The 20,767-nt window shown below is 70.3% G+C and carries 17 protein-coding genes; 16 read left to right on the top strand and 1 reads right to left on the bottom strand.

All coding sequences use genetic code 11. The features are described 5' to 3' along the window. The first annotated feature begins 564 nt into the window (after positions 1-564). From Q5Y72_RS00380 to recN, 16 genes are all read left to right on the top strand, one after another. Positions 565-3,318 (top strand): Rne/Rng family ribonuclease, encoded by a 2,754-nt coding sequence (locus tag Q5Y72_RS00380; protein ID WP_305961489.1) that lies wholly within the window; start codon positions 565-567, stop codon positions 3,316-3,318. Positions 3,319-3,433: 115 nt separating this feature from the next. After that, positions 3,434-4,177: a cytochrome c biogenesis CcdA family protein gene (locus tag Q5Y72_RS00375; RefSeq protein ID WP_305961488.1), complete on the top strand. Its 744-nt coding sequence runs from the start codon at positions 3,434-3,436 to the stop codon at positions 4,175-4,177. A gap of 158 nt (positions 4,178-4,335) precedes the next feature. Continuing rightward, positions 4,336-5,499, top strand: coding sequence for a putative lipid II flippase FtsW (gene ftsW / locus Q5Y72_RS00370; protein WP_305961487.1), 1,164 nt, complete (start codon positions 4,336-4,338; stop codon positions 5,497-5,499). Between the two features lie 3 nt (positions 5,500-5,502). Beyond that, a complete protein-coding gene (locus Q5Y72_RS00365) occupies positions 5,503-6,588 on the top strand; it encodes a UDP-N-acetylglucosamine--N-acetylmuramyl-(pentapeptide) pyrophosphoryl-undecaprenol N-acetylglucosamine transferase (protein WP_305961486.1) in 1,086 nt (361 codons plus the stop codon). Continuing rightward, positions 6,585-8,012: a UDP-N-acetylmuramate--L-alanine ligase gene (gene murC, locus Q5Y72_RS00360; protein ID WP_305961485.1), complete on the top strand. Its 1,428-nt coding sequence runs from the start codon at positions 6,585-6,587 to the stop codon at positions 8,010-8,012. The genes Q5Y72_RS00365 and murC overlap by 4 nt, the downstream gene beginning before the upstream one ends. Continuing rightward, positions 8,009-8,266 (top strand): DUF2484 family protein, encoded by a 258-nt coding sequence (locus Q5Y72_RS00355; protein ID WP_305961484.1) that lies wholly within the window; start codon positions 8,009-8,011, stop codon positions 8,264-8,266. Before murC ends, Q5Y72_RS00355 begins: the two co-directional genes overlap by 4 nt. 10 nt (positions 8,267-8,276) lie before the next feature. After that, positions 8,277-8,624, top strand: a complete 348-nt coding sequence (locus Q5Y72_RS00350) for a hypothetical protein (RefSeq protein ID WP_305961483.1) — start codon at positions 8,277-8,279, stop codon at positions 8,622-8,624. A 124-nt stretch (positions 8,625-8,748) separates the two neighbouring features. After that, the gene (locus tag Q5Y72_RS00345; protein ID WP_305961482.1) at positions 8,749-10,083 is read left to right on the top strand and encodes an MFS transporter; all 1,335 of its coding nucleotides are present in this window, start codon (positions 8,749-8,751) and stop codon (positions 10,081-10,083) included. A gap of 316 nt (positions 10,084-10,399) precedes the next feature. Further along, positions 10,400-11,344, top strand: coding sequence for a UDP-N-acetylmuramate dehydrogenase (gene murB, locus Q5Y72_RS00340; RefSeq protein WP_305961481.1), 945 nt, complete (start codon positions 10,400-10,402; stop codon positions 11,342-11,344). Between the two features lie 191 nt (positions 11,345-11,535). Further along, positions 11,536-12,426, top strand: a complete 891-nt coding sequence (locus tag Q5Y72_RS00335; RefSeq protein ID WP_305961737.1) for a D-alanine--D-alanine ligase — start codon at positions 11,536-11,538, stop codon at positions 12,424-12,426. Continuing rightward, a complete protein-coding gene (locus Q5Y72_RS00330; RefSeq protein ID WP_305961480.1) occupies positions 12,414-13,358 on the top strand; it encodes a cell division protein FtsQ/DivIB in 945 nt (314 codons plus the stop codon). The genes Q5Y72_RS00335 and Q5Y72_RS00330 overlap by 13 nt, the downstream gene beginning before the upstream one ends. Before the next feature lie 4 nt (positions 13,359-13,362). Further along, a complete protein-coding gene (ftsA, locus tag Q5Y72_RS00325) occupies positions 13,363-14,697 on the top strand; it encodes a cell division protein FtsA (protein WP_305961479.1) in 1,335 nt (444 codons plus the stop codon). 220 nt (positions 14,698-14,917) lie between these two features. Beyond that, entirely contained in the window at positions 14,918-16,552 is a 1,635-nt protein-coding gene (gene ftsZ / locus Q5Y72_RS00320; protein ID WP_305961478.1) for a cell division protein FtsZ, read from the top strand. Between the two features lie 228 nt (positions 16,553-16,780). Then, positions 16,781-17,713: a UDP-3-O-acyl-N-acetylglucosamine deacetylase gene (lpxC, locus tag Q5Y72_RS00315; RefSeq protein WP_305961477.1), complete on the top strand. Its 933-nt coding sequence runs from the start codon at positions 16,781-16,783 to the stop codon at positions 17,711-17,713. A 155-nt stretch (positions 17,714-17,868) separates the two neighbouring features. Continuing rightward, complete coding sequence (locus Q5Y72_RS00310) at positions 17,869-18,720, top strand: outer membrane protein assembly factor BamD (RefSeq protein ID WP_305961476.1); 852 nt, start codon at positions 17,869-17,871, stop codon at positions 18,718-18,720. 39 nt (positions 18,721-18,759) lie between these two features. Then, complete coding sequence (gene recN, locus Q5Y72_RS00305; RefSeq protein ID WP_305961475.1) at positions 18,760-20,406, top strand: DNA repair protein RecN; 1,647 nt, start codon at positions 18,760-18,762, stop codon at positions 20,404-20,406. A gap of 10 nt (positions 20,407-20,416) precedes the next feature. Here the strand turns inward: recN and Q5Y72_RS00300 are convergent, their stop codons facing one another. Continuing rightward, on the bottom strand, positions 20,417-20,758 hold the full coding sequence (locus tag Q5Y72_RS00300; RefSeq protein WP_305961474.1) for a hypothetical protein: 342 nt from the start codon (positions 20,756-20,758) through the stop codon (positions 20,417-20,419). Positions 20,759-20,767 lie beyond the last annotated feature (9 nt).

Here is a 20,767-nt window from a genome sequence, read left to right as displayed (position 1 = left end):
CCAGGGGACACAATCCGTTGCGCGGCGGGGCCGCGTTTTCCGCAGGGTGTTGCGCGGTTCGGGCCGGCATCCGGGCGCGCCGCCCGGCGCCCGGCGCGGCCTGCCGCGGCCCTTCCCGGGCGCGGCCGCGCGGCGCCTATCGGGGCCGCCGCCCGTTTTGGGCATTGAAATTTCCCTGCCTTCACCTCTATGTTGCGGTTATGCGTCACGCGCCCTCAACTTCGGGTTGCGGGACGCCGACAGTTTCGCAGCGCGACACCTCTGGTCCCACGCCCGACAGGCAGGCGATGTGGCGCGCGGAAAACCCGCCCCAGGATACGGCCTTGCCGGTGACCGGGGCGATATCGGACAGCGGCCCGGCCGGCCTCGCGGCCTTCGGGCCTTCACAAGGAACAGACGCGATGACGCGCGCAACGGACGGACAGGATCGCGGAGGGCAGGCCACAGGCCGCGCCGGCCGGATCGCCGTTTCCAGCGCCGCAGCCGTGTCCCCATCATCCAGCATCCCCTCTCGCGCGTCGCCTTTGGCGCCGCCGGGCGCAGGGCTGCGCGAAAGACATCAAAATGGCAAAGAAAATGCTGATCGACGCCACCCACACCGAGGAAACTCGGGTGGTCGTGGTGGACGGAACCAAGGTCGAAGAATTTGATTTCGAGACGGTAAACAAGCGGCAACTGGCCGGAAACATCTATCTGGCCAAGGTCACGCGGGTCGAACCCTCGCTGCAGGCGGCCTTCGTGGATTACGGCGGAAACCGCCACGGCTTCCTGGCCTTCGCGGAAATCCATCCCGACTACTACCAGATCCCGGCCGCCGACCGCGAGGCGCTGATGGCCGAGGAACGCGCCTATGCCGAAGAGCAGGAGGCCGAGGAAAACGCCCGTGGCCGCAAGCCGCGCCGCAAGGCCGCGGCCGAAGCCGCCGCGCCGGGCGACGAGACCGCCAGCGCCGACCCGGCCGAGGCCGAAGGGCAGGGCGGGGCCGAAGGGCAGGGCGATGCCCCGGCCGAGGCCTCCGACCGCGACGAGACCATCGAATCGGTGGCCGAGGAGGACGTGGCCGAGGAAATCCGCGCGCCGCGCAAGCCGCGTGCCCGCCGCTACAAGATCCAGGAGGTCGTGAAGGTCCGCCAGATCATGCTGGTGCAGGTCGTCAAGGAGGAACGCGGCAACAAGGGTGCCGCGCTGACCACCTACCTGTCGCTGGCCGGCCGCTATTGCGTGCTGATGCCCAACACCGCGCGCGGCGGCGGCATCAGCCGCAAGATCACCAATATCGCCGACCGCAAGAAGCTGAAGGACATCGCCGGTGAACTGGACGTGCCAAAGGGCGCGGGGCTGATCATCCGCACCGCCGGCAGCCAGCGCACCCGCACCGAGATCAAGCGCGATTACGAATACCTGCTGCGGCTGTGGGAACAGATCCGCGACCTGACCTTCAAATCGGTCGCGCCCGCCGCGATCTACGAGGAAGGCGACCTGATCAAGCGCACCATCCGCGATCTCTACAGCAAGGAGATCGACGAGGTCCTGGTCGAGGGCGAGCGCGGCTATCGCACCGCCAAGGACTTCATGAAGATGATCATGCCGTCCCACGCCAAGAACGTGAAGCATTACGGCGACCAGATGCCGCTGTTCGCGCGCTTCCAGGTCGAAAGCTATCTCTCGGCCATGTTCAACCCGGTCGTTCAGCTGAAATCGGGTGGCTACATCGTCATCGGCGTGACCGAGGCGCTGGTGGCCATCGACGTGAACTCGGGCCGGGCCACCAAGGAAGGCTCGATCGAGGAAACTGCGCTGAAGACCAACCTGGAAGCCGCCGAAGAGGTGGCGCGCCAGCTGCGCCTGCGCGACCTGGCCGGGCTGATCGTCATCGACTTCATCGACATGGACGAGCGCAAGAACAACGCCGCCGTCGAGAAGCGGATGAAGGACAAGCTGAAATCGGATCGCGCGCGCATCCAGATCGGCCGCATCTCGGGCTTCGGCCTGATGGAGATGTCGCGCCAGCGGCTGCGCCCCGGCATGCTGGAATCGACCACGCAGCCCTGCGCGCATTGCCACGGCACCGGCCTGATCCGCAGCGATGACAGCCTGGCGCTGACGATCCTGCGCGCCATCGAGGAAGAGGGCACCCGCAAGCGGTCGCGCGAGGTTCTGGTGCGCGCCCCGGTCGCGGTCGCGAACTTCCTCATCAACGCCAAGCGCGAACATGTCGCGGGGATCGAGCTGCGCTACGGCATGTCGGTGCGCGTCGAGGCCGACCCGTCGCTGATCTCGCCCGATTTCGCGATCGAGAAGTTCAAGACCGCGACCCGCACCGTGCCCGACGCCACCCATGCGGCGCTCTCGGTCGATGCGCAGCTGATGGCGCAGATCGACGACGAGGATGATTTCGTTGAGGACGAGCCCGAGGACGGGGAGGACATCGCGGCGGCGCCGGCCGAGGCGCCGCGCGCCGAGGCAGAGGCCCGGACCGAGGCCCGGACAGAGGCTGGCGAGGACGAGGATGAGGGCGGCCGCTCGCGCCGCCGCCGCCGTCGTCGCCGCCGCAAGCCCGGCGATCGCAGCGACGATCAGGCCGGCGACGGACAGACGGGCGACGGGCAGACGGGCGAGGACCAGAGCGGCGAGGACCGCGCGGCTGCCGATCAGGCGGTTGCCGATCAGGAGGGCGAGGCCGCCGGGGACGACGCCGCAGCCACTGCCGATGCCGTGGCCGATGCCGCCGCCTCGGCGGAGGCGCCCGCCCTTGCCGCCGATGACGCCGCCCGCGAGGCCGGCCCGCGCCGGTCGCGTTCGCGCCGCCGCGGCGGCGCCCGGGCCGAGCGCGGCGACGCGGCCAGCCTGCCCGAGGTCGTGGACCTGCGCGACGATGCGTCGGAAACCCGCGCCGAGGCGCTGCCCGGCGTGAACGCCGCCGCGCCCGCAGCCGACCCCGCCCCGGAAGCCGCTGCCGCCGAGGCCGCAGCCCCTGAAGCTGCGGCCGCTGAGGCCGCAGCCGGGTCCGACCCTGCCGACAGCGCGACCCTGTCGCTGGCCGACGACGCTGCGAAGGCCGCGCCGGAAGAACCCGCGACGCCCGATCAGACTGCCTCCGATCAGACTGCCTCCGGTCAGACTGCGCCCGATGAGGCTGCACCCGATCAGCCTGCACACGAGCAGACGGCACGCGAGCAGACGGCGGACCGGCAGACGGCAGACGACCAGACCGCCTCCGACGACGCCACGGAGGCGGCGCAGCGCGAGCCGCAGCTGGCCGAGGCCGACAGCGACACCCGGCCGAAGCGTCGCGGCTGGTGGTCGCTCGGTCGCTGATCCGCCACGGATCGCAGACTCCACGGGGCGCGGCGCAGGCCGCGCCCCGTTCGCATGACGCAAGCGTGACGGATTGACCGCTGGCCCTCGGGCGCGCAGGCGCTAAAGTCGCGCCATGCTGGGAATCGAGCTTGCCACCGCCGCCTTCCTGCCTGCCGCCTTCGTGGCGCTGCTGGCGGGTTTCCTGTCCTTCCTGTCGCCCTGCGTGCTGCCCATCGTGCCGCCCTACCTGGCCTACATGACCGGCGTCGGGGTGAACGGGCTCAGGGCCGGGGAACGCAGCGCGGTGCTGCCGGCGCTGTTCTTCGTGCTGGGGCTGTCCACGGTGTTCCTCGTGATGGGCTTCGCGGCCTCGGCCTTCGGACGTGCCTTCCTGCAATGGCAGGACCTGCTGTCCAAGCTGGCGGGCGTGATGGTGATCGTGATGGGCCTGCATTTCCTGCATGTGTTCCGAATCCCGATCCTCGATCAGGAGGCGCGGCTCGAGGCCGGCCAGCAGGGCGGCGGCGCGCTGGGTGCCTATGTTCTGGGCCTTGCCTTCGCCTTCGGCTGGACCCCCTGCATCGGCCCGCAGCTGGGCATGATCCTGTCGCTGGCCGCCACCGGGGGCGAGCTGTCGCGCGGCACCGGCCTGCTGGCGGTCTACGCGATGGGCCTCGGCATCCCGTTCCTGCTGGCGGCGATCTTCGTGAACCGTGCCATCGGGCTGATGAACCGCATCAAGCCGCACCTCAGGAAGATCGAGCGTGCGATGGGTGTGCTGCTGGTCGTGGTCGGGGTGATGCTGCTGACCGGCGCCTTCTCGACCTTTGCCTTCTGGCTGCTCGAGACCTTTCCGGCGCTGGCCAGCCTTGGTTGATCTGGCGCCATCACGCTATCGTCATGGTTGAGGGCCAAAATGCACGATCCGCGCTGATCGGGGCATTTCGACAGTAGCGCGACGAGGTTTTTCGGGCTATCCTCGCCTCCAGATCCGGGAAAACCGGACAGAGCAGAGGCAGTGACGGCGGTATTTCCATGACCGAGATGGTCTTTGGCGCCACGCCCGTTCGGGCGGGCGATCCCATTCTTCCACGCTGGTGGCGGACGCTGGACAAATGGTCGCTGGCCGCGGTGCTGGGACTGTTTGCGATGGGTCTGCTGCTGGGGTTGGCGGCCTCGGTGCCGCTGGCCGAAAAGAACCACCTGCCCCGCTTCTACTATGTGCAGCGGCAGGCAATCTTCGGCAGCCTCGCCATCGCGGTGATGCTGGTCATCTCGATGCTGCCGCCCCGGCAGATCCGAAGGATCGGGGTGCTGGGCTTCGTCGTTTCCTTCGCGCTGATCCTGGCGCTGCCGGTGATCGGCACCGATTTCGGCAAGGGCGCGACCCGCTGGCTCAGCCTCGGCTTCGTGTCGGTGCAACCCTCCGAGTTCCTCAAGCCCGGCTTCGTCGCGCTCTGCGCCTGGTTCCTGGCCGCCGCGCAGGCGGTCGGCGGGCCGCCGGGCCGGGCCTATTCCTTCGCGACCGCGGTGTCGGTGGTGATGCTTCTGGCGCTCCAGCCCGATTTCGGGCAGGCCTCGCTGGTGCTGTTCTCGTGGCTGGTGATGTATTTCACCGCCGGGGCGCCGATGATCCTGCTGATGGGCGTGGCCGGCATGGCCGTGGCGGGCGGCGTCTTCGCCTATGGCGCCTCGGACCATTTCGCCCGCCGCATCAACGGCTTCCTCAATCCCGAGGTCGATCCCACCACGCAGCTCGGCTATGCCACCAATGCGATCATGGAGGGGCGCTATTTCGGCGTCGGCGTGGGCGAGGGGACGGTGAAATGGTCGCTGCCCGATGCCCATACCGATTTCATCATCGCCGTCGCGGCCGAGGAATACGGCCTCGTCATGGTGCTGGCGATCATCGCGCTCTACTGCACCGTGGTGGTGCGCTCGCTGCTGCGGCTGCTGAAGGAACGCGATCCCTTCACGCGCATCGCCGGGGCCGGGCTGGCCTGCGCCTTCGGCGTGCAGGCGCTGATCAACATGGGCGTGGCGGTGCGTCTGCTGCCGGCCAAGGGCATGACGCTGCCTTTCGTCAGCTATGGCGGCTCGTCGGTGATCGCCTCGGGGATCGCGCTGGGGATGCTGCTGGCGCTGACCCGCACGCGCCCGCAGAACGAGATGGCCGAGATCCTGCGGCGGGGCCGCTAGGCGATGGCGCAACCCCTTGCCCTGATCGCGGCCGGCGGGACCGGCGGCCACATGTTTCCCGCGCAGGCCCTGGCCGAGCAGCTGCTGGCGCAGGGCTGGCGGGTCACGCTGTCCACCGATGACCGCGGCGCGCGCTATGCCGGCGGCTTTCCGCAGGCGGTGCAGCGCAGCATCGTGCCGGCCGCCACCACCGCGCGGGGCGGCATCGCGGGCAAGCTGGCCGCGCCGCTGAAGATCGCGGCGGGCGTTCTGGCTGCGCGGGCGGGCTTTCGCCGCGACCGGCCGGCGGTCGTGATCGGCTTCGGCGGCTATCCGACCATCCCGGCGCTGTCGGCGGCGCTGGTGGGCGGGCTGCCGCGGATGATCCACGAACAGAACGGCGTGATGGGCCGGGTGAACCGGATCTTCGCCCGCCGCGTCGACCGCGTGGCCTGCGGCACCTGGCCCACATCGCTGCCCGGCGGCGTGGCGGGCATCCATACCGGCAACCCGGTCCGCGCCGCGGTGCTGGCCCGCGCCGCCGCGCCCTATGCGCCGCCGGGGCAGGGGCTGCTGCACCTTCTGGTGATCGGCGGCAGCCAGGGCGCGCGGGTGCTGTCGGACCTCGTCCCTGCCGCGCTGGCGGCGCTGCCGCCGGACCTGCGGGCCCGGCTGCGGGTCAGCCACCAGGCCCGCGACGAGGATGGCGCGCGCGTCACCGACGCCTATCGCACGTCCGGCATCACCGCCGAGGTGCAGCCCTTCTTCGCCGATGTTCCCGAACGGCTGGACCGGGCGCAGCTGGTCATCAGCCGCTCGGGCGCCTCGTCCATCGCCGACATCACCGTGATCGGCCGGCCGGCGATCCTGATTCCCTATGCCGCCGCGACCGGCGATCACCAGACCGCCAATGCGCGGGCCCTTGCCGAGGCGGGCGCCGCGCTGGTCCATCCCGAATCGGCGCTTGACGCGGCCGTCCTGACGCGCGACATCCGCGCGATCCTCACCACCCCCGCGCACGCCACGGCCATGGCCGCAGCCGCGTTGTCCCTGGGCCGGCCCGATGCGGCGCGGCGCCTCTATGATCTTGTCACGGAGATTGCGCGATGAACGCCGCAACCAAACTGCCCCACGAGCTTGGCCCGATCCATTTCACCGGCATCGGCGGCATCGGCATGTCGGGCATCGCCGAGGTGCTGCTGACGCTGGGCTACCAGGTGCAGGGCAGCGATCTGAAACGCTCGAAGATCACCGACCGGCTGGAAAGCCTGGGCGCCACCGTCTTCGAGGGCCAGCGGGCCGAGAACATCGGCGCGGCCGGCGTCGTGGTGATCTCGACCGCGATCAAGCAGGGCAACCCCGAACTGGCCGAGGCGCGCCGCCGCGGCCTGCCGGTGGTGCGCCGGGCCGAGATGCTGGCGGAACTGATGCGGATGAAATCCAACATCGCCATCGCCGGCACGCATGGCAAGACGACCACCACCACCATGGTCGCCACGCTGCTGGACGCCGGCAATCTGGACCCGACCGTCATCAATGGCGGCGTCATCCACGCCTATGGCAGCAACGCCCGGGCCGGCGCGGGCGAATGGATGGTGGTCGAGGCCGATGAATCCGACGGCAGCTTCAACCGCCTGCCCTGCGACATCGCCATCATCACCAATATCGACCCCGAGCACATGGAACACTGGGGCAGTTTCGACGCGCTGCGCCAGGGCTTCCTGAACTTCGCCTCCTCGATCCCCTTCTACGGCCTCGCCGTCTGCTGCACCGACCACCCCGAGGTGCAGGCGCTGGTGGGCAAGCTGACCGAGCGGCGCACCGTCACCTTCGGCTTCAACGCCCAGGCCGATGTCCGCGCCATGAACCTGCGCTACGACAAGGGCATCGCGCATTTCGACATCGCGTTGCAGGGCGAGGGCCCGACCGAGACCGGCGATGTCGAGATGATCGAGGGCTGCACCCTGCCGATGCCCGGCGATCACAACGTCTCGAACGCGCTGGCCGCCGTCGCCGTCGCCCGCCATCTGGGCCTGAAGAAATCCGAGATCCGCGACGCGCTGGCCAAGTTCGGCGGGGTGGGCCGCCGCTTTACCCGCGTGGGCGAGGTGAACGGCGTCACCATCATCGACGATTACGGCCACCACCCGGTCGAGATCGCGGCCGTGCTGCGCGCCGCCCGGCAGGCCGGCAGCGGCCGGGTGATCGCGGTGCACCAGCCGCACCGCTATTCGCGGCTGTCCAGCCTGTTCGAGGATTTCTGCACCTGCTTCAACGAGGCCGACGTGGTCGCCATCGCCGAGGTCTATTCGGCCGGCGAGGACCCGATCCCCGGCGCCTCGCGCGACGATCTGGTGGCCGGGCTGATCGCCCATGGCCACCGCCACGCCCGCGCCATCCTCAGCGAGGACGACCTCGAACGGCTGGTGCGCGAACAGGCCCGGCCCGGCGACATGGTGGTGTGCCTCGGCGCGGGCACCATCTCGGCCTGGGCCAATGCGCTGCCCGCCCGCCTGCAGGGCAAGGCCGCGTGAGCCCCGCGCTGCTCATCACCCTTGCCGTTGCGGGTGGCTGGCTGGCGCTGGCCTGCCTGCTGCCGATGCTGCGCGCGGTCCACCGCCCGCGCGCCTTCTGGGCGCTGGTGGCGACCGGGGTCCCGGTGCTGGGCTGGCTGACGCTGAACTGGGGGCCGGTCGCGGGCGTGGCGGGCTTCGCGATGGGGCTTGCGGTGCTGTTCTGGCCGCCCCGCCGCCAGCCGCGCAACCCCGGCCTGCCGCCGCTGGACTAGGCGGCGCGCGGTGCAGCCCTGGCTCATCGCGGCCGCCGCGGCGCTGGGCGCCGGGCTGATCGCCTTCCTGTCGGCGGCGCTGCGCCTGCGCTGGCCGGTGGCGGTCCTGTCACTGCTGCTGGCCGCCATCGCAACCCAGCTGTTCCTGGCCGCGCGCGGCAATGGCGCCTATCACGACCTCGCGGCCCTGCGCGCCCAGATGTTCACCACCGTCCCGGCGCTGGCGGGCATCGCCGCGGGCCTCGCGCTGGCCGCCGCGCGCGGCATCGCGCCGATCCGCCGCGACCTGCCCGGCGCGGCGGTGGTGCTGGGCCTGCTGGTCGCGCTGGCCGCCGTGGTCTCCGGCCTGCTGCTGTAGCCCCCCCGCAGCGTGTCGCAAACGGGCCGCCATCCGGCGTCCACGGGCCTTTGCGCGCCGCGCCCGCTGACCTAGGCTGGCAGGGCGGCGGCGCCGGGCACGGCCGTCAGCAAGGAGGACCGCAATGATCGGCGTTCTGTCGGGGATCTGGGCGCTGCTGCTGGGCATCGTGCTGATCATGCTGGGCAACGGCATGCATTTCACCCTGATCGGGCTGCGCGGCGGCATCGAGGGGTTTTCCTCGGTGGAACTGGCCGTCGTGACCTCGGGCTATTTCGCGGGCTTCCTGTCGGGGGCGCGCATCACCCCGCGGATGATCCGCCGCGTCGGCCATGTCCGGGTCTTCGCGGCGCTGGGCAGCCTGATGTCGGCGGGGCTGATCGCCTTTCCGCTGCTGACCGAGCCCTGGGCCTGGACGGTGCTGCGGCTGCTGGTCGGGTTCTGCATGTCGGGCGTCTATGTCGCCGCCGAAAGCTGGCTGAACGCCGCCGCGACCAACGAGACGCGCGGGAAGGTGCTGTCGGCCTACATGATCGCGCAGACGCTTGGCATCATCGGCGCGCAGGGGCTGCTGACGCTGGGCGACGCGGCCACGCCGGTGCTGTTCATCGGCGCCTCGATCCTGGTTTCGGTCTCCTTCGCGCCGATCCTGCTGTCGATCACCCCGGTGCCGGCCGTGGACATGGCGCGGCCGATGTCGCTGCACCGGCTGTTCGCGGCCTCTCCGCTGGGCACCATCGGCATCTTCCTGCTGGGCAGCGCCTATGCCACGCAATCGGGCATGGGCGCGGTGTTCGGCGGGCAGGTGGGGATGAGCGCGGCGCAGATCTCGCTGTTCGTGGCGATGCTGTTCGCGGGGGCGCTGGTGCTGCAATACCCGGTCGGCTGGCTGTCCGACCGGATGGACCGGCGCAGCCTGGTCCTCGGCGCGGCCGCCCTTGGCGCGGCCTCCTGCGCGCTGGGATGGATGTCCGGGGCCTGGATGCCCGGGGCCGACATGTCGGGGGGCGCGCTGGCGGATGGCGGGCTGTGGCCGCTGATGGCCGCGGCTTTCCTCGCCGGGGGCGTCACGACGCCGCTTTACGCCCTGCTGCTGGCCTATACCAATGACTCGCTGTCGGCCGAGGACATGCCGGCCGCCTCGGGCGGGCTGGTCTTCACCTTCGGCCTCGGCGCGATCGCGGGGCCGATGGTGACCGGCTGGGCGATGCAGGGGGCGGGTCCCTTCGCCTTCTGGCCCGCGCTCGGCGCCACCTTCGCGCTGCTGGCGGGCTATGCGCTCTACCGCATGACACAGCGCCCGCCGATCCCGGTCGAGCAGACCGAAAGCTATCTGGGCGTCCTCCCCTCGGCCTCGCCGGTCGCCATCGAGGCTGCGGGCGCCTGGTCCGCCGAACAGGCCGAGGCCGCACCGGACCCCGGACCGGATCCGGGACCCGGCCCCGCCGACCCGCGCTGAGCCCCTGTCCCGCGCGGACCTGCGCCGGACAGCCGCGGGGCAGGATCGGCCGGGGCGGCACCGGGCCCCCGGCGCACAACGCCCCGCCACGCCCGGCCTTGGTTAACGATCTCCTAACGGCGGGTGCGCAAGCGGTGTACAGCCTGTGCACGCCCGGTGTCATGCCGGTGCAGGCCCGGTGCCGGCCGGAACCCTGTCTGTGCCGGCCCTGCGGCCGGGCCGGCGCGGGCTGCGGCATCCCGCAACGCCCGCCCCGTTGCGCCCGCCGTTGCGCCTCCCCGTTGACGCGTTGCGCGGGGCTGGCTACCAGCATCGGATGACCTTCGATCTTCCCACCCCCCGCGGCACGCTGACCCCGAACCGGCCTCTCGACAGCCTCACCTGGCTGCGCGTCGGAGGCCCCGCCGACTGGCTGTTCCAGCCCGCCGACCCGCAGGACCTCGCCGATTTCCTCGCCGCGCTGGACCCGGCCGTGCCGGTCTTCGCGATGGGCGTCGGCAGCAACCTGATCGTGCGGGACGGCGGCATCCGGGGGGTCGTGATCCGTCTCGGGCGCGGCTTCAACGCCATTGACATCGCTGGTGAAACCGTGACCGCCGGGGCGGCCGTGCTGGACGCGCAGCTGGCCCGCCGGGCCGCTGATGCCGGGCTGGACCTGACCTTCCTGCGCACCATTCCGGGCAGCATCGGCGGCGCGGTGCGGATGAATGCGGGCTGCTATGGCAGCTATGTGGCCGACCACCTGCTGCGCGCCCGCGCAATCACCCGCGAGGGCCGCGCGATCACCCTGACGCCGCAAGACCTGGCCTTTTCCTACCGCCATGCCTGCATCCCCGAAGGCGCGATCATCACCGGGGCGGAGTTTCGTGCCCCGCCCGGCGATCCCGAGGCGCTGCATGACCGGATGGCCCGGCAACTGGCCCGGCGCGACGAGACCCAGCCGACCCGCGACCGCAGCGCCGGCTCGACCTTCCGCAACCCTGCCGGCTTTTCCAGCACCGGCCGCGACGATGATACGCACGAGCTGAAGGCATGGTCGCTGATCGACCGGGCGGGCCTGCGCGGGCACAGCTGGGGCGGGGCGCAAATGTCTGAAAAACATCCGAATTTCCTGGTCAACACCGGCGGCGCGACCGCCGCCGAACTTGAGGCTCTGGGCGAGCTGGTGCGCCGCCGGGTGCGCGAGGACAGCGGCCACGACCTGCAATGGGAGGTGATCCGCATCGGCGATCCGCGGCCCGGACGCGGCCCGGCCGACTAGCCCGGGAAACTGCGCCGCCGCGCAAGATTGGTCTTTTGCGATGAAGGGTTTGCGGGTATTGTGCCTGCATCGGCGCAGGATCGGGACCAACCCGGCCGCGCGATGACAAGGCAAGCCCGGAACAACCGGGCGCGAAAGGCGAAAACGTGGCGGGCAGGTCGAGCAGGACAGCCCACACCGTGGCAGTTCTGATGGGCGGACCCTCGGCCGAGCGCGAGGTGTCGCTGTCATCGGGGCGCGAATGCGCGTCGGCGCTGCGGGTGGCGGGCTATGAGGTCATCGAAATCGCGCTTGGCGCAGGCCGGGGCGGCGAGATCGTGTCGCGGCTGTCCGCGGCGCGGCCCGATGTCGTGTTCAACGCGCTGCACGGACGCTGGGGCGAGGATGGCTGCGTCCAGGGCCTGCTGGAATGGCTGGGCCTGCCCTACACCCATTCGGGCGTGCTGGCCTCGGCCGTGGCGATGGACAAGACCCTGGCCAAGCAGGTCCTTCGCGATGCCGGTCTGCCGGTCGTCGACAGCGTCATGGCGTCTGCCGACGAGGTGCGGCGCCGGCATGTCCTGCCGCCGCCCTATGTCGTCAAGCCCAATGACGAGGGGTCCTCGGTCGGTGTCTACATCGTCCACGAGGCCGCCAACGGCCCGCCGCAGCTGTCCGAGGCGATGCCTGCCCGGGTGATGGTCGAAACCTATGCGCCGGGCCGCGAACTGACCACCGCGGTGCTGGGCGACCGCCCCCTTGGCGTGACCGAGATCATCACCGAGGGCTGGTATGATTACGACGCGAAATACACGCCTGGCGGGTCGCGCCACGTCATCCCCGCGCAGGTCCCCGCCGCGATCACCGCGGCCTGTCTGGATTACGCGCGGCGGGCCCATGAGGCGTTGGGCTGCCGGGGGTTGTCGCGCACCGATTTCCGGTGGGACGAGGCGCGCGGGCTTGACGGGCTGATCCTGCTGGAGATCAACACCCAGCCGGGCATGACGCCGACCTCGCTGGCTCCCGAACAGGCTGCCCATGCGGGCATCGACTTTCCCGCCCTGGTACGCTGGATGATCGAGGATGCGCTATGTCGGTCGTGATCGACCATCGCCCGCAGAAGGGCCCCGCCGAGCCTGCACGCCTGCGCCGCGATCCGGCGCCCTCGCGCCTGAAATACCGGCTGGACCGGATCTGGCTGACGCCGCTCTATCGGCGGGCGGTGCGGGTCGGGATACCCGCCTTCCTGATCGCCATGACGGCCGGACTGTGGCTGGCGGACGAGGAGCGCCGCGCGCGGCTGACCGAGGGTGTCACCGGGATCGTCGACAGGGTGCAAAGCCGCGACGAATTCCAGGTGCGGATGATGACGGTCGAGGGCGCGTCGCCGGTGGTCGACAAGGCGCTGCGGGCGATGCTGCCGGTGGATCTTCCGGCCTCCAGCTTCGACATCGACCTGACTGCGCTGCGCCTGCAGGTGATGCAGCTGGACGCGATCGAAAGCATCGACCTGCGCATCAAGCCGGGCGGCATCCTGGCGGCCACGGTGGTCGAGCGTCAGCCGGCCCTGCTGTGGCGCCATGCGCGGGGGATCGAGATCCTCGACGCGACGGGCAACCGGGTGGCCAGCGTCACCTCGCGCGAGGTGCGCGCCGACCTGCCGCTGATCGCGGGCGAGGGCGCCGATCTGGCGACCGCCGAGGCGCTGGACCTGCTGGACGCGGCCGGGCCGATCCTGCCGCGCCTGCGCGGGCTGGTGCGGCGCGGCGAACGGCGGTGGGATCTGGTGCTGGATCACGGCCAGCGCATCCTGCTGCCCGAATCCGGGGCGGTGACCGCGCTCGAGGCGGCGATCGCGCTGGACCGGGCGCAGGACATGCTGGGGCGTGACCTGACACTGGTCGACCTGCGCAAGCCCTCGCGGCCGGTGGTGCGGCTGGGGGTCGATGCGCGCAATACCATCCGGGCGGCGCGCGGCCTGCCGCTGCTGGCACCGGACGGAACCATCATTGAAGACGACAAGGCGGGGGGCTGAGACGATGGCGGAACTTTACCAGACGCAGCGGGCGATGCGGAACATCCGGCGCGCCGCCCTGCAACGCGGGGTGATCGGAATTCTCGACATCGGCACCTCGAAGATCGCCTGCCTCGTGCTGAAATTCGACGGCACCGGCACCTTCCGCGAGACCGACGGCGTTGGCCCGATGGCGGGGCAGGCGAATTTCCGGGTGATCGGATCCGCCACGACAAAATCCCGCGGCGTGCGCCACGGCGAGATCGAGACGATGGCCGAAACCGAACGCGCCATCCGCACCGTCGTCGCCTCGGCCCAGAAACATGCGGGGGTGCGCGTCGATCACGTCATCGCCTGCCTGGCGGGCGGGCGCCCCTCGTCCTACGGCCTCGCCGGAGAGGTCGTGCTGCAATCTGGCAAGGTGGGCGAACATGACGTCGCCTCGGTGCTGGCCGCCTGTGAGGTGCCCGATTTCGGCCGCGGCCGCGAGGTGCTGCATGCCCAGCCGGTGAATTTCGCGGTCGACAACCGCTCGGGACTGGCCGATCCGCGCGACCATGTCGGCAACCGGCTGACCTGCGACATGCATGTGCTGACGGTCGATGGCGACGTGCTGGGCAACCTTGCCCAATGCATCCGCCGCTGCGACCTCGAGCTGGCGGGGATCGCCTCGGCGGCCTATGCCTCGGCCCGGGCAAGCCTTGTCGAGGACGAGCAGGAACTGGGCGCGGCCTGCATAGACCTTGGCGGCGGCGGCACGAGCGTGTCTATTTTCATCAAGAAACACATGATCTTCTCGGATTTTGTTCGAATTGGTGGAGATCTCGTGACGCAGGATATCGCGCAGGGTCTGCGGGTGCCTCTGCAGGCCGCCGAACGGCTGAAGACGCTGAATGGCGGGGTCGAGGCGACCGGCCGGGACGACCGCGAGATGATCGAGGTCGGCGTCGAGACCGGCGACTGGGAGGCCGACCGGCGCACCGTCAGCCGCGCCGACATCATCGGCGTGATGCGTCCCCGCGTCGAGGAGATCCTGGAAAATGCGCGGCAGGTGCTGGACGCCTCGGGATTCGACTACATGCCCAGCCAGCAGATCGTGCTGACCGGCGGCGGCAGCGAGATCCCCGGCCTCGACGGGCTGGCCGCGCGCATCCTGGGCCCGAACATCCGCTGCGCCCGTCCGCTGCGAATCGACGGGCTGGCGCATCACATGACCGGACCCGGCTTTTCCAGCGCGGTGGGCCTGGCGCTGTTCGCCGCGCATCCGCAGGACGAGTGGTGGGATTTCGAGATGCCTGCCGAGGCCTATCCCGCCCGCAGCCTGCGGCGCGCCTATCGCTGGTTCCGAAACAACTGGTGATTGCAACGACTTGCGGTATGGGCGCGTCCTGCCGCGCCCACCACATCCTGCGTTCTGGGCAAGATACCGCCTATGGCAAAAGTCCCGAACGCCACATTTTGCGGTTGCTTACGGTTTTTCGGGTGACGTGTGCGCTGCCAAACGCTACGATTGTAACCAATACCGGGGATTCGAGCGGGCACAGGCCCGGCGAGAACAGCGAAGAAAACAGGCGGAAACCATGAACCTCAATCTGATGATGAACGACGAAGACGAACTGAAGCCCCGGATCACCGTGTTCGGTGTGGGCGGCGCAGGGGGCAACGCGGTCAACAACATGATCGAGAAGCAGCTCGACGGGGTCGAGTTCGTGGTCGCCAATACCGACGCGCAGGCGCTGGCCGGCTCGCGCGCGACCAGTCGCGTCCAGATGGGCCCGAAGGTGACCGAAGGGCTGGGCGCGGGCGCCAAGCCCTCGATCGGCGCCAAGGCCGCCGAGGAGACCATCGAGGACATCGTCGATCACCTGATGGGCGCGCATATGTGCTTCATCACCGCCGGCATGGGCGGCGGCACCGGCACCGGCGCCGCCCCGATCATCGCCCAGGCCGCCCGCGAGATGGGCATCCTGACCGTCGGTGTCGTGACGAAGCCCTTCCAGTTCGAGGGCAGCAAGCGGATGCGCCAGGCCGAGGAGGGCGTCGAGGCCCTGCAGAAGGTCGTGGACACGCTGATCATCATCCCGAACCAGAACCTGTTCCGGCTGGCCAACGAGAAGACCACCTTCACCGAAGCCTTCGCGATGGCCGATGACGTGCTGTATCAGGGCGTGAAGGGGGTGACCGACCTGATGGTGCGCCCGGGCCTGATCAACCTCGACTTCGCCGATGTCCGTGCCGTCATGGACGAGATGGGGAAGGCGATGATGGGCACCGGCGAGGCAGCGGGCGACAATCGCGCCCAGGAAGCCGCCGAACGCGCCATCGCCAACCCGCTGCTGGACGAGATCAGCCTGAACGGCGCCAAGGGCGTGCTGATCAACATCACCGGCGGCTACGACATGACGCTGTTCGAACTGGACGAGGCCGCGAATGTGATCCGCGACAAGGTGGACAGCGACGCCAACATCATCGTCGGCTCGACTCTGGATCCGGACATGGAGGGCTCGATCCGCGTCTCGGTCGTGGCCACAGGGATCGACGCATCGGCGGCGATCGCCGAGGTGCCGGCACCCCGCCGCAGCATGGCCGCGCCGCTGACCCAGAACCCCTCGGCCACGCAGAAGGACGACCCCGCCGCCGCGCAGCAGGACGACCTTGCCGTGCCGCCGCGCCGGATGCCCGCGCCCGCCGCCGACGCACGCCCCGCCGCACAACCCGCAGCCGAGCCGCAATTCGACGCCGAAATGCCGCGCCCGGCCTATCAGCCCGCACGCGAGGCCGCTCGCCCCGCGGCGGCGCGGGTCGAGGATGACGCCTCGGCCTTCGTGGCGCCCCGCGCGCCGGCCGCAGGCCGCGGCCAGCCCGCCCCCGAGGTGATGGAGCGCCTGCGCCGCGCTGTCGAGAACCACGGCGAACCGCGCCAGGCAGCCGCGGCGCCCGCGCGCCCGCAGGACCCCGTCCAGTCCGAGGCCAGCCGCAATCAGGGCCGGATGGCCGGCCTTGGCCGGATGCTCGAGCGGATGGCCGGGCACGGCGCCGATGGCGGCGCCGCCCCTGCCGCCCGGCCGGGCGCCGGCACCATCGCCGAGCGCGTCAGCGAGCGCGTGGCCGTCCGCGCCCGCCAGCAGGACGCAGATTTCGACGATCTGGCCAACCCCGATCACGGCCAGGACAATGTCGAGATCCCGGCATTCCTGCGCCGCCAGGCGAACTGAGCCGTTCACGAATCTGTCACGATTGCTGACCTGAAGGGCCGCCCCTGGCGGTCCTTTTCCGTTGAATTTCAATATCATGCAGCGCCGCCACCTTGGGTTGCGCGATATCCCGCCCCCAATGTTTCACCCCGTTACAATTCGTTAATTGAACGCCTTGCGCGATCTGCCTAGCTGATCCTGCACCGGGGCGAATGACCCCTGGACCAAGAGATCGAAGGCAGGCACGACATGCAGGCAACGCTGAAAGACAAGGTGACATTTGCGGGTGTGGGGCTGCATTCCGGCGCCCCCGCCCGGCTTGACATCCTGCCGGCGCCCGCCGGCCACGGGATCGTGTTCCGGCGCGACGACCTGTCCCGTGCCGCCGACATCCCGGCGCGGTGGGACCATGTCACCCCCTCGAAACTCTGCACGCTTCTGGACGACGGCAAGGGCAACACCGTCTCGACGGTCGAACATGTGATGGCCGCGCTGGCTGGCACCGGCATCCACAACGCGCTTGTCGTCGTGGACGGCCCCGAGGTTCCGATCCTCGACGGCTCGGCGGCGCCCTTCGTGCGCGGCATCCTGCGCGCCGGCATCGCCGAGCAGACCGCACCTCTGCGCGCGATCCGGGTGCTGCGCCCGGTCGAGGTCCGCGAGGGCGCGGCCTTCGCGCGCCTGAGCCCCGCCGACCATCTCGAGATCGACTTCCAGATCGATTTCGACGACGAGGCCATCGGCCATCAGGAAAAGCGGCTGGACATGGCCAACGGCGCCTTCCTGCGGGAACTGGCCGACAGCCGCACCTTCTGCCGGCAGTCGGATGTCGAGGCGATGCGTCGCAACGGGCTTGCGCTTGGTGGCACCTATCTGAACGCCGTCGTGGTCGATGGCGCGGCGATCCTGTCGCCGGGCGGGCTGCGCCACAGCGACGAGGCGGTGCGCCACAAGATGCTGGATGCGATGGGTGACCTCGCGCTGGCCGGGGCACCGCTGCTGGCGCGCTATACCGGCCACCGCGCGGGCCACGCGATGACCAACCGCCTGCTGCGGGCGCTGTTCGCCGATCCGGCGGCCTGGGAATGGGAAACCTGCTCGTCGGCTCTGGAAGACCGGCTGCCGGGTGCTGGCGTCGCGGGCTATGGCGCGCGGGCCGAATTCGCGGTGGCCGCGCAATAGCCGCGCGGCCACATGCAATCGTTGCAAGTCGCCCCTGAATCCACGCGGAATTCAACGGATTGCCATTTTGCGCCCCCTGTTGTTCTGTGCTAGGAGATGCCGGCGCGGCGGACCGAACGATCCGGCGCGGGGCAGAATTGCAGGGCAGGGTACAGATGGCGCGCTCGAAAATCTCGGCTTCCTTGATGGTTGCGGTGCTGGCGGGAATGACCCTGGCGGGCTGCTCGACCTTCGGGGGGGGCGAGTCGGACCGGCGCAACCTCGAACGCTTTACCGCCGAGGAAATCTACAAGCGCGGCGAGTTCGAGCTGGAAAACAGCCGCAGGCCCGAGGATGCCGTCTATTATTTCAGCGAGGTCGAGCGGCTTTACCCCTATTCCGAATGGGCCAAGCGCGCGCTGATCATGCAGGCCTACTCCAACCACCGCGCCGAGGAATACGAAGAGGCGCGCGGCGCCGCGCAACGCTTCATCGACACCTATCCCGGCGATGAGGATGCGGCCTATGCGCAATATCTCCTGGCCCTGTCCTATTACGACCAGATCGACGAGGTCGGCCGCGACCAGGGCCTGACCTTCCAGGCGCTGCAGGCGCTGCGCGCGGTGATCGAGCAATATCCCGACAGCGAATATGCCCGCAGCGCGATCCTGAAATTCGACCTTGCCTTCGACCATCTGGCCGCCAAGGAGATGGAGATCGGGCGCTACTACCTGAAGCGAGGGCATTACGCGGCCTCGATCAACCGGTTCCGCGTGGTGGTCGAGGAATTCCAGACCACCAGCCAGACGCCCGAGGCGCTGCTGCGGCTGGTCGAGGCCTATCTGGCGCTGGGCCTGAACGACGAGGCGCAGACCGCAGGCGCGATCCTCGGCTACAACTTCCAGTCCTCGCCCTTCTACGAGGATGCCTATGCGCAGCTGCGCGGTCGCGGCCTCGCCGCCGAGGCGCGCGGCGACAGCTGGCTGACGAACATCTATCGTCAGGTCGTGCAGGGGAGATGGCTGTGACGCCTGCCCGCAGGGGCTAGGCCGCAGCCGACCCGCCCGATGCTGCGAACCCTCGACATCCGCGACATGCTTCTGATCGACCGGCTGAGCCTCGGCTTCGGCCCCGGCCTCAATGTGCTGACCGGCGAGACAGGGGCCGGCAAGTCGATCCTGCTGGACTGCCTCGGCTTCGTGCTGGGCTGGCGCGGGCGGGCCGATCTGGTGCGCCAGGGGGCCGCGCAGGGCGAGGTGACGGCAGTGTTCGACCTGCCACCCGGTCACCCCGCGCGGGCGATCCTGTCCGAGGCCGGCATCGAGATCGCGGATGAAGAGCTGATCCTGCGGCGCGTGAATGGCGGCGACGGGCGCAAGACGGGCTTCGTGAACGATCGCCGGGTGTCGGGCGAGGTGCTGCGGCAGCTGTCCGAGGTGCTGGTCGAACTGCACGGCCAGCATGACGACCGCGGGCTTCTGAACCCGCGGGGCCACCGGGCGCTGCTGGATGCCTTTGCGGCGCTGGATACGGCCGGGCTGCGCGCCGCATGGTCGGCCCGACGCGAGGCCGCCCGGGCGCTGCACGAGGCCGAGGCGGCGGTCGCCGCGGCCCGCGCCGAAGAGGAGTATCTGCGCCACGCCGTCGCCGAACTGGAGGATCTTGCTCCCGAGCCCGGCGAAGAGGCGGTCCTGGACGGCAGCCGCCGGGCGATGCAGGCCGCCGACCGGATCCGCGAGGATGTCGGCCGGGCGCTGCAGAACCTGGGCGGGCAGGGCGCCGAGGGCGCGATGCTGGATGCGACCCGCTGGCTGGAAGGCGCGGCCGAGCGGGCCGAGGGGCGGCTTGACGCGCCGCTTGCTGCGCTGTCGCGGGCGTTGATCGAGCTGGGCGAGGCGCATCGCGGGGTCGAGGATGCGCTGGCCGCGCTGGATTTCGATCCCGGCGCCCTCGAGGCGACCGAAGAGCGGCTGTTCGCGCTGCGGGCGCTGGCGCGCAAGCATGCGGTGCTGCCCGACGATCTGGCGGCGCTGGCGGACGCGTTGCGCGACCGGCTGGGCCGGATCGAGGCCGCCGACGCCACGCTGGCAACGTTGCAGGCCACGGCGGCCGAGGCTGACCGGGCCTATGAAAGGGCGGCCGACGGCATTGCCGCCGCGCGCCGCGAGGCCGCGGCGCGGCTGGATGCGGCGGTGTCGGCCGAGCTGGCGCCGCTGAAGATGGAACGCGCCGTGTTCCGCACCATCGTCTCGGATGCCGAGCCCGGCCCCGAGGGCCGGGACGGCGTGGCCTTCACCGTGGCGACCAATCCCGGCGCCCCGGCGGGGCCGCTGGACAAGATCGCCTCGGGCGGCGAATTGTCGCGCTTTCTTCTGGCGCTGAAGGTCTGCCTTGCGCGCGGCAACGACGCCCTCGTGCTGATCTTCGACGAGATCGACCGCGGCGTGGGCGGGGCGACCGCCGATGCGGTCGGCCGTCGTCTCAGGCGCCTCAGCGACGAGGCGCAGGTGCTGGTCGTCACCCACTCGCCGCAGGTGGCCGCCCAGGGGGACCTGCATTTTCGGGTCGCAAAATCAGTGTCGCAGGATGTGACCACCTCGACCGTTTCGCCCCTTGCCGACGAGGAACGCGTGGACGAGATCGCCCGGATGCTGTCCGGCGACAGGGTCACCGATGCGGCCGCCGAGGCGGCGCGGTCGCTGCTGGCCGGCTGATGCCGGGCGCCTAGTCCAGCACCTCGGCCTGCGGTCGCAGGATCGACTGGATCTTCAGGCTGCGCGCGTCGACGCGGATGATCATGCCACCCAGCAGCGCATAGCGGCTGCCGCGCGGCGGCGGACCAAGGCCGTAGCGGCCGGGATTGCGGATCAGGTGCAGCCCCTGCCGTGGCGCGGTGTCGCCGACGACCGGGCCATTCGGCTGCGCGCTGGCCGAGATGTCAAGAAGGCCCGGCGCCCGCGGCGCCAGCGCGACCGCCGCGGTCACGGCGGCCAGCGACAGCGCCAGAACCTGTCCTCCGACCCGATGTGGCGTGCCTCGTGCCATGCGTTCCTGTCCGTCGGTCATCCTTCGGTC

The organism is Paracoccus spongiarum, from assembly GCF_030732095.1.
GTDB classification, from domain to species: Bacteria; Pseudomonadota; Alphaproteobacteria; order Rhodobacterales; family Rhodobacteraceae; genus Paracoccus; species Paracoccus spongiarum.
The sequence above is the reverse complement of the archived record's forward strand: the minus strand, read 5'-3'. Positions and strand labels throughout refer to the sequence as shown.

Coding starts and splice junctions, on each gene's coding strand:
- Q5Y72_RS00380 (WP_305961489.1), top strand. CDS start 565: ATGGCAAAGAAAATGCTGATCGACGCCACCCACACCGAGGAAACTCGG.
- Q5Y72_RS00375 (WP_305961488.1), top strand. CDS start 3,434: ATGCTGGGAATCGAGCTTGCCACCGCCGCCTTCCTGCCTGCCGCCTTC.
- ftsW (WP_305961487.1), top strand. CDS start 4,336: ATGACCGAGATGGTCTTTGGCGCCACGCCCGTTCGGGCGGGCGATCCC.
- Q5Y72_RS00365 (WP_305961486.1), top strand. CDS start 5,503: ATGGCGCAACCCCTTGCCCTGATCGCGGCCGGCGGGACCGGCGGCCAC.
- murC (WP_305961485.1), top strand. CDS start 6,585: ATGAACGCCGCAACCAAACTGCCCCACGAGCTTGGCCCGATCCATTTC.
- Q5Y72_RS00345 (WP_305961482.1), top strand. CDS start 8,749: ATGATCGGCGTTCTGTCGGGGATCTGGGCGCTGCTGCTGGGCATCGTG.
- murB (WP_305961481.1), top strand. CDS start 10,400: ATGACCTTCGATCTTCCCACCCCCCGCGGCACGCTGACCCCGAACCGG.
- Q5Y72_RS00335 (WP_305961737.1), top strand. CDS start 11,536: ATGGGCGGACCCTCGGCCGAGCGCGAGGTGTCGCTGTCATCGGGGCGC.
- Q5Y72_RS00330 (WP_305961480.1), top strand. CDS start 12,414: ATGTCGGTCGTGATCGACCATCGCCCGCAGAAGGGCCCCGCCGAGCCT.
- ftsA (WP_305961479.1), top strand. CDS start 13,363: ATGGCGGAACTTTACCAGACGCAGCGGGCGATGCGGAACATCCGGCGC.
- ftsZ (WP_305961478.1), top strand. CDS start 14,918: ATGAACCTCAATCTGATGATGAACGACGAAGACGAACTGAAGCCCCGG.
- lpxC (WP_305961477.1), top strand. CDS start 16,781: ATGCAGGCAACGCTGAAAGACAAGGTGACATTTGCGGGTGTGGGGCTG.
- Q5Y72_RS00310 (WP_305961476.1), top strand. CDS start 17,869: ATGGCGCGCTCGAAAATCTCGGCTTCCTTGATGGTTGCGGTGCTGGCG.
- recN (WP_305961475.1), top strand. CDS start 18,760: ATGCTGCGAACCCTCGACATCCGCGACATGCTTCTGATCGACCGGCTG.
- Q5Y72_RS00300 (WP_305961474.1), bottom strand. CDS start 20,758: ATGACCGACGGACAGGAACGCATGGCACGAGGCACGCCACATCGGGTC.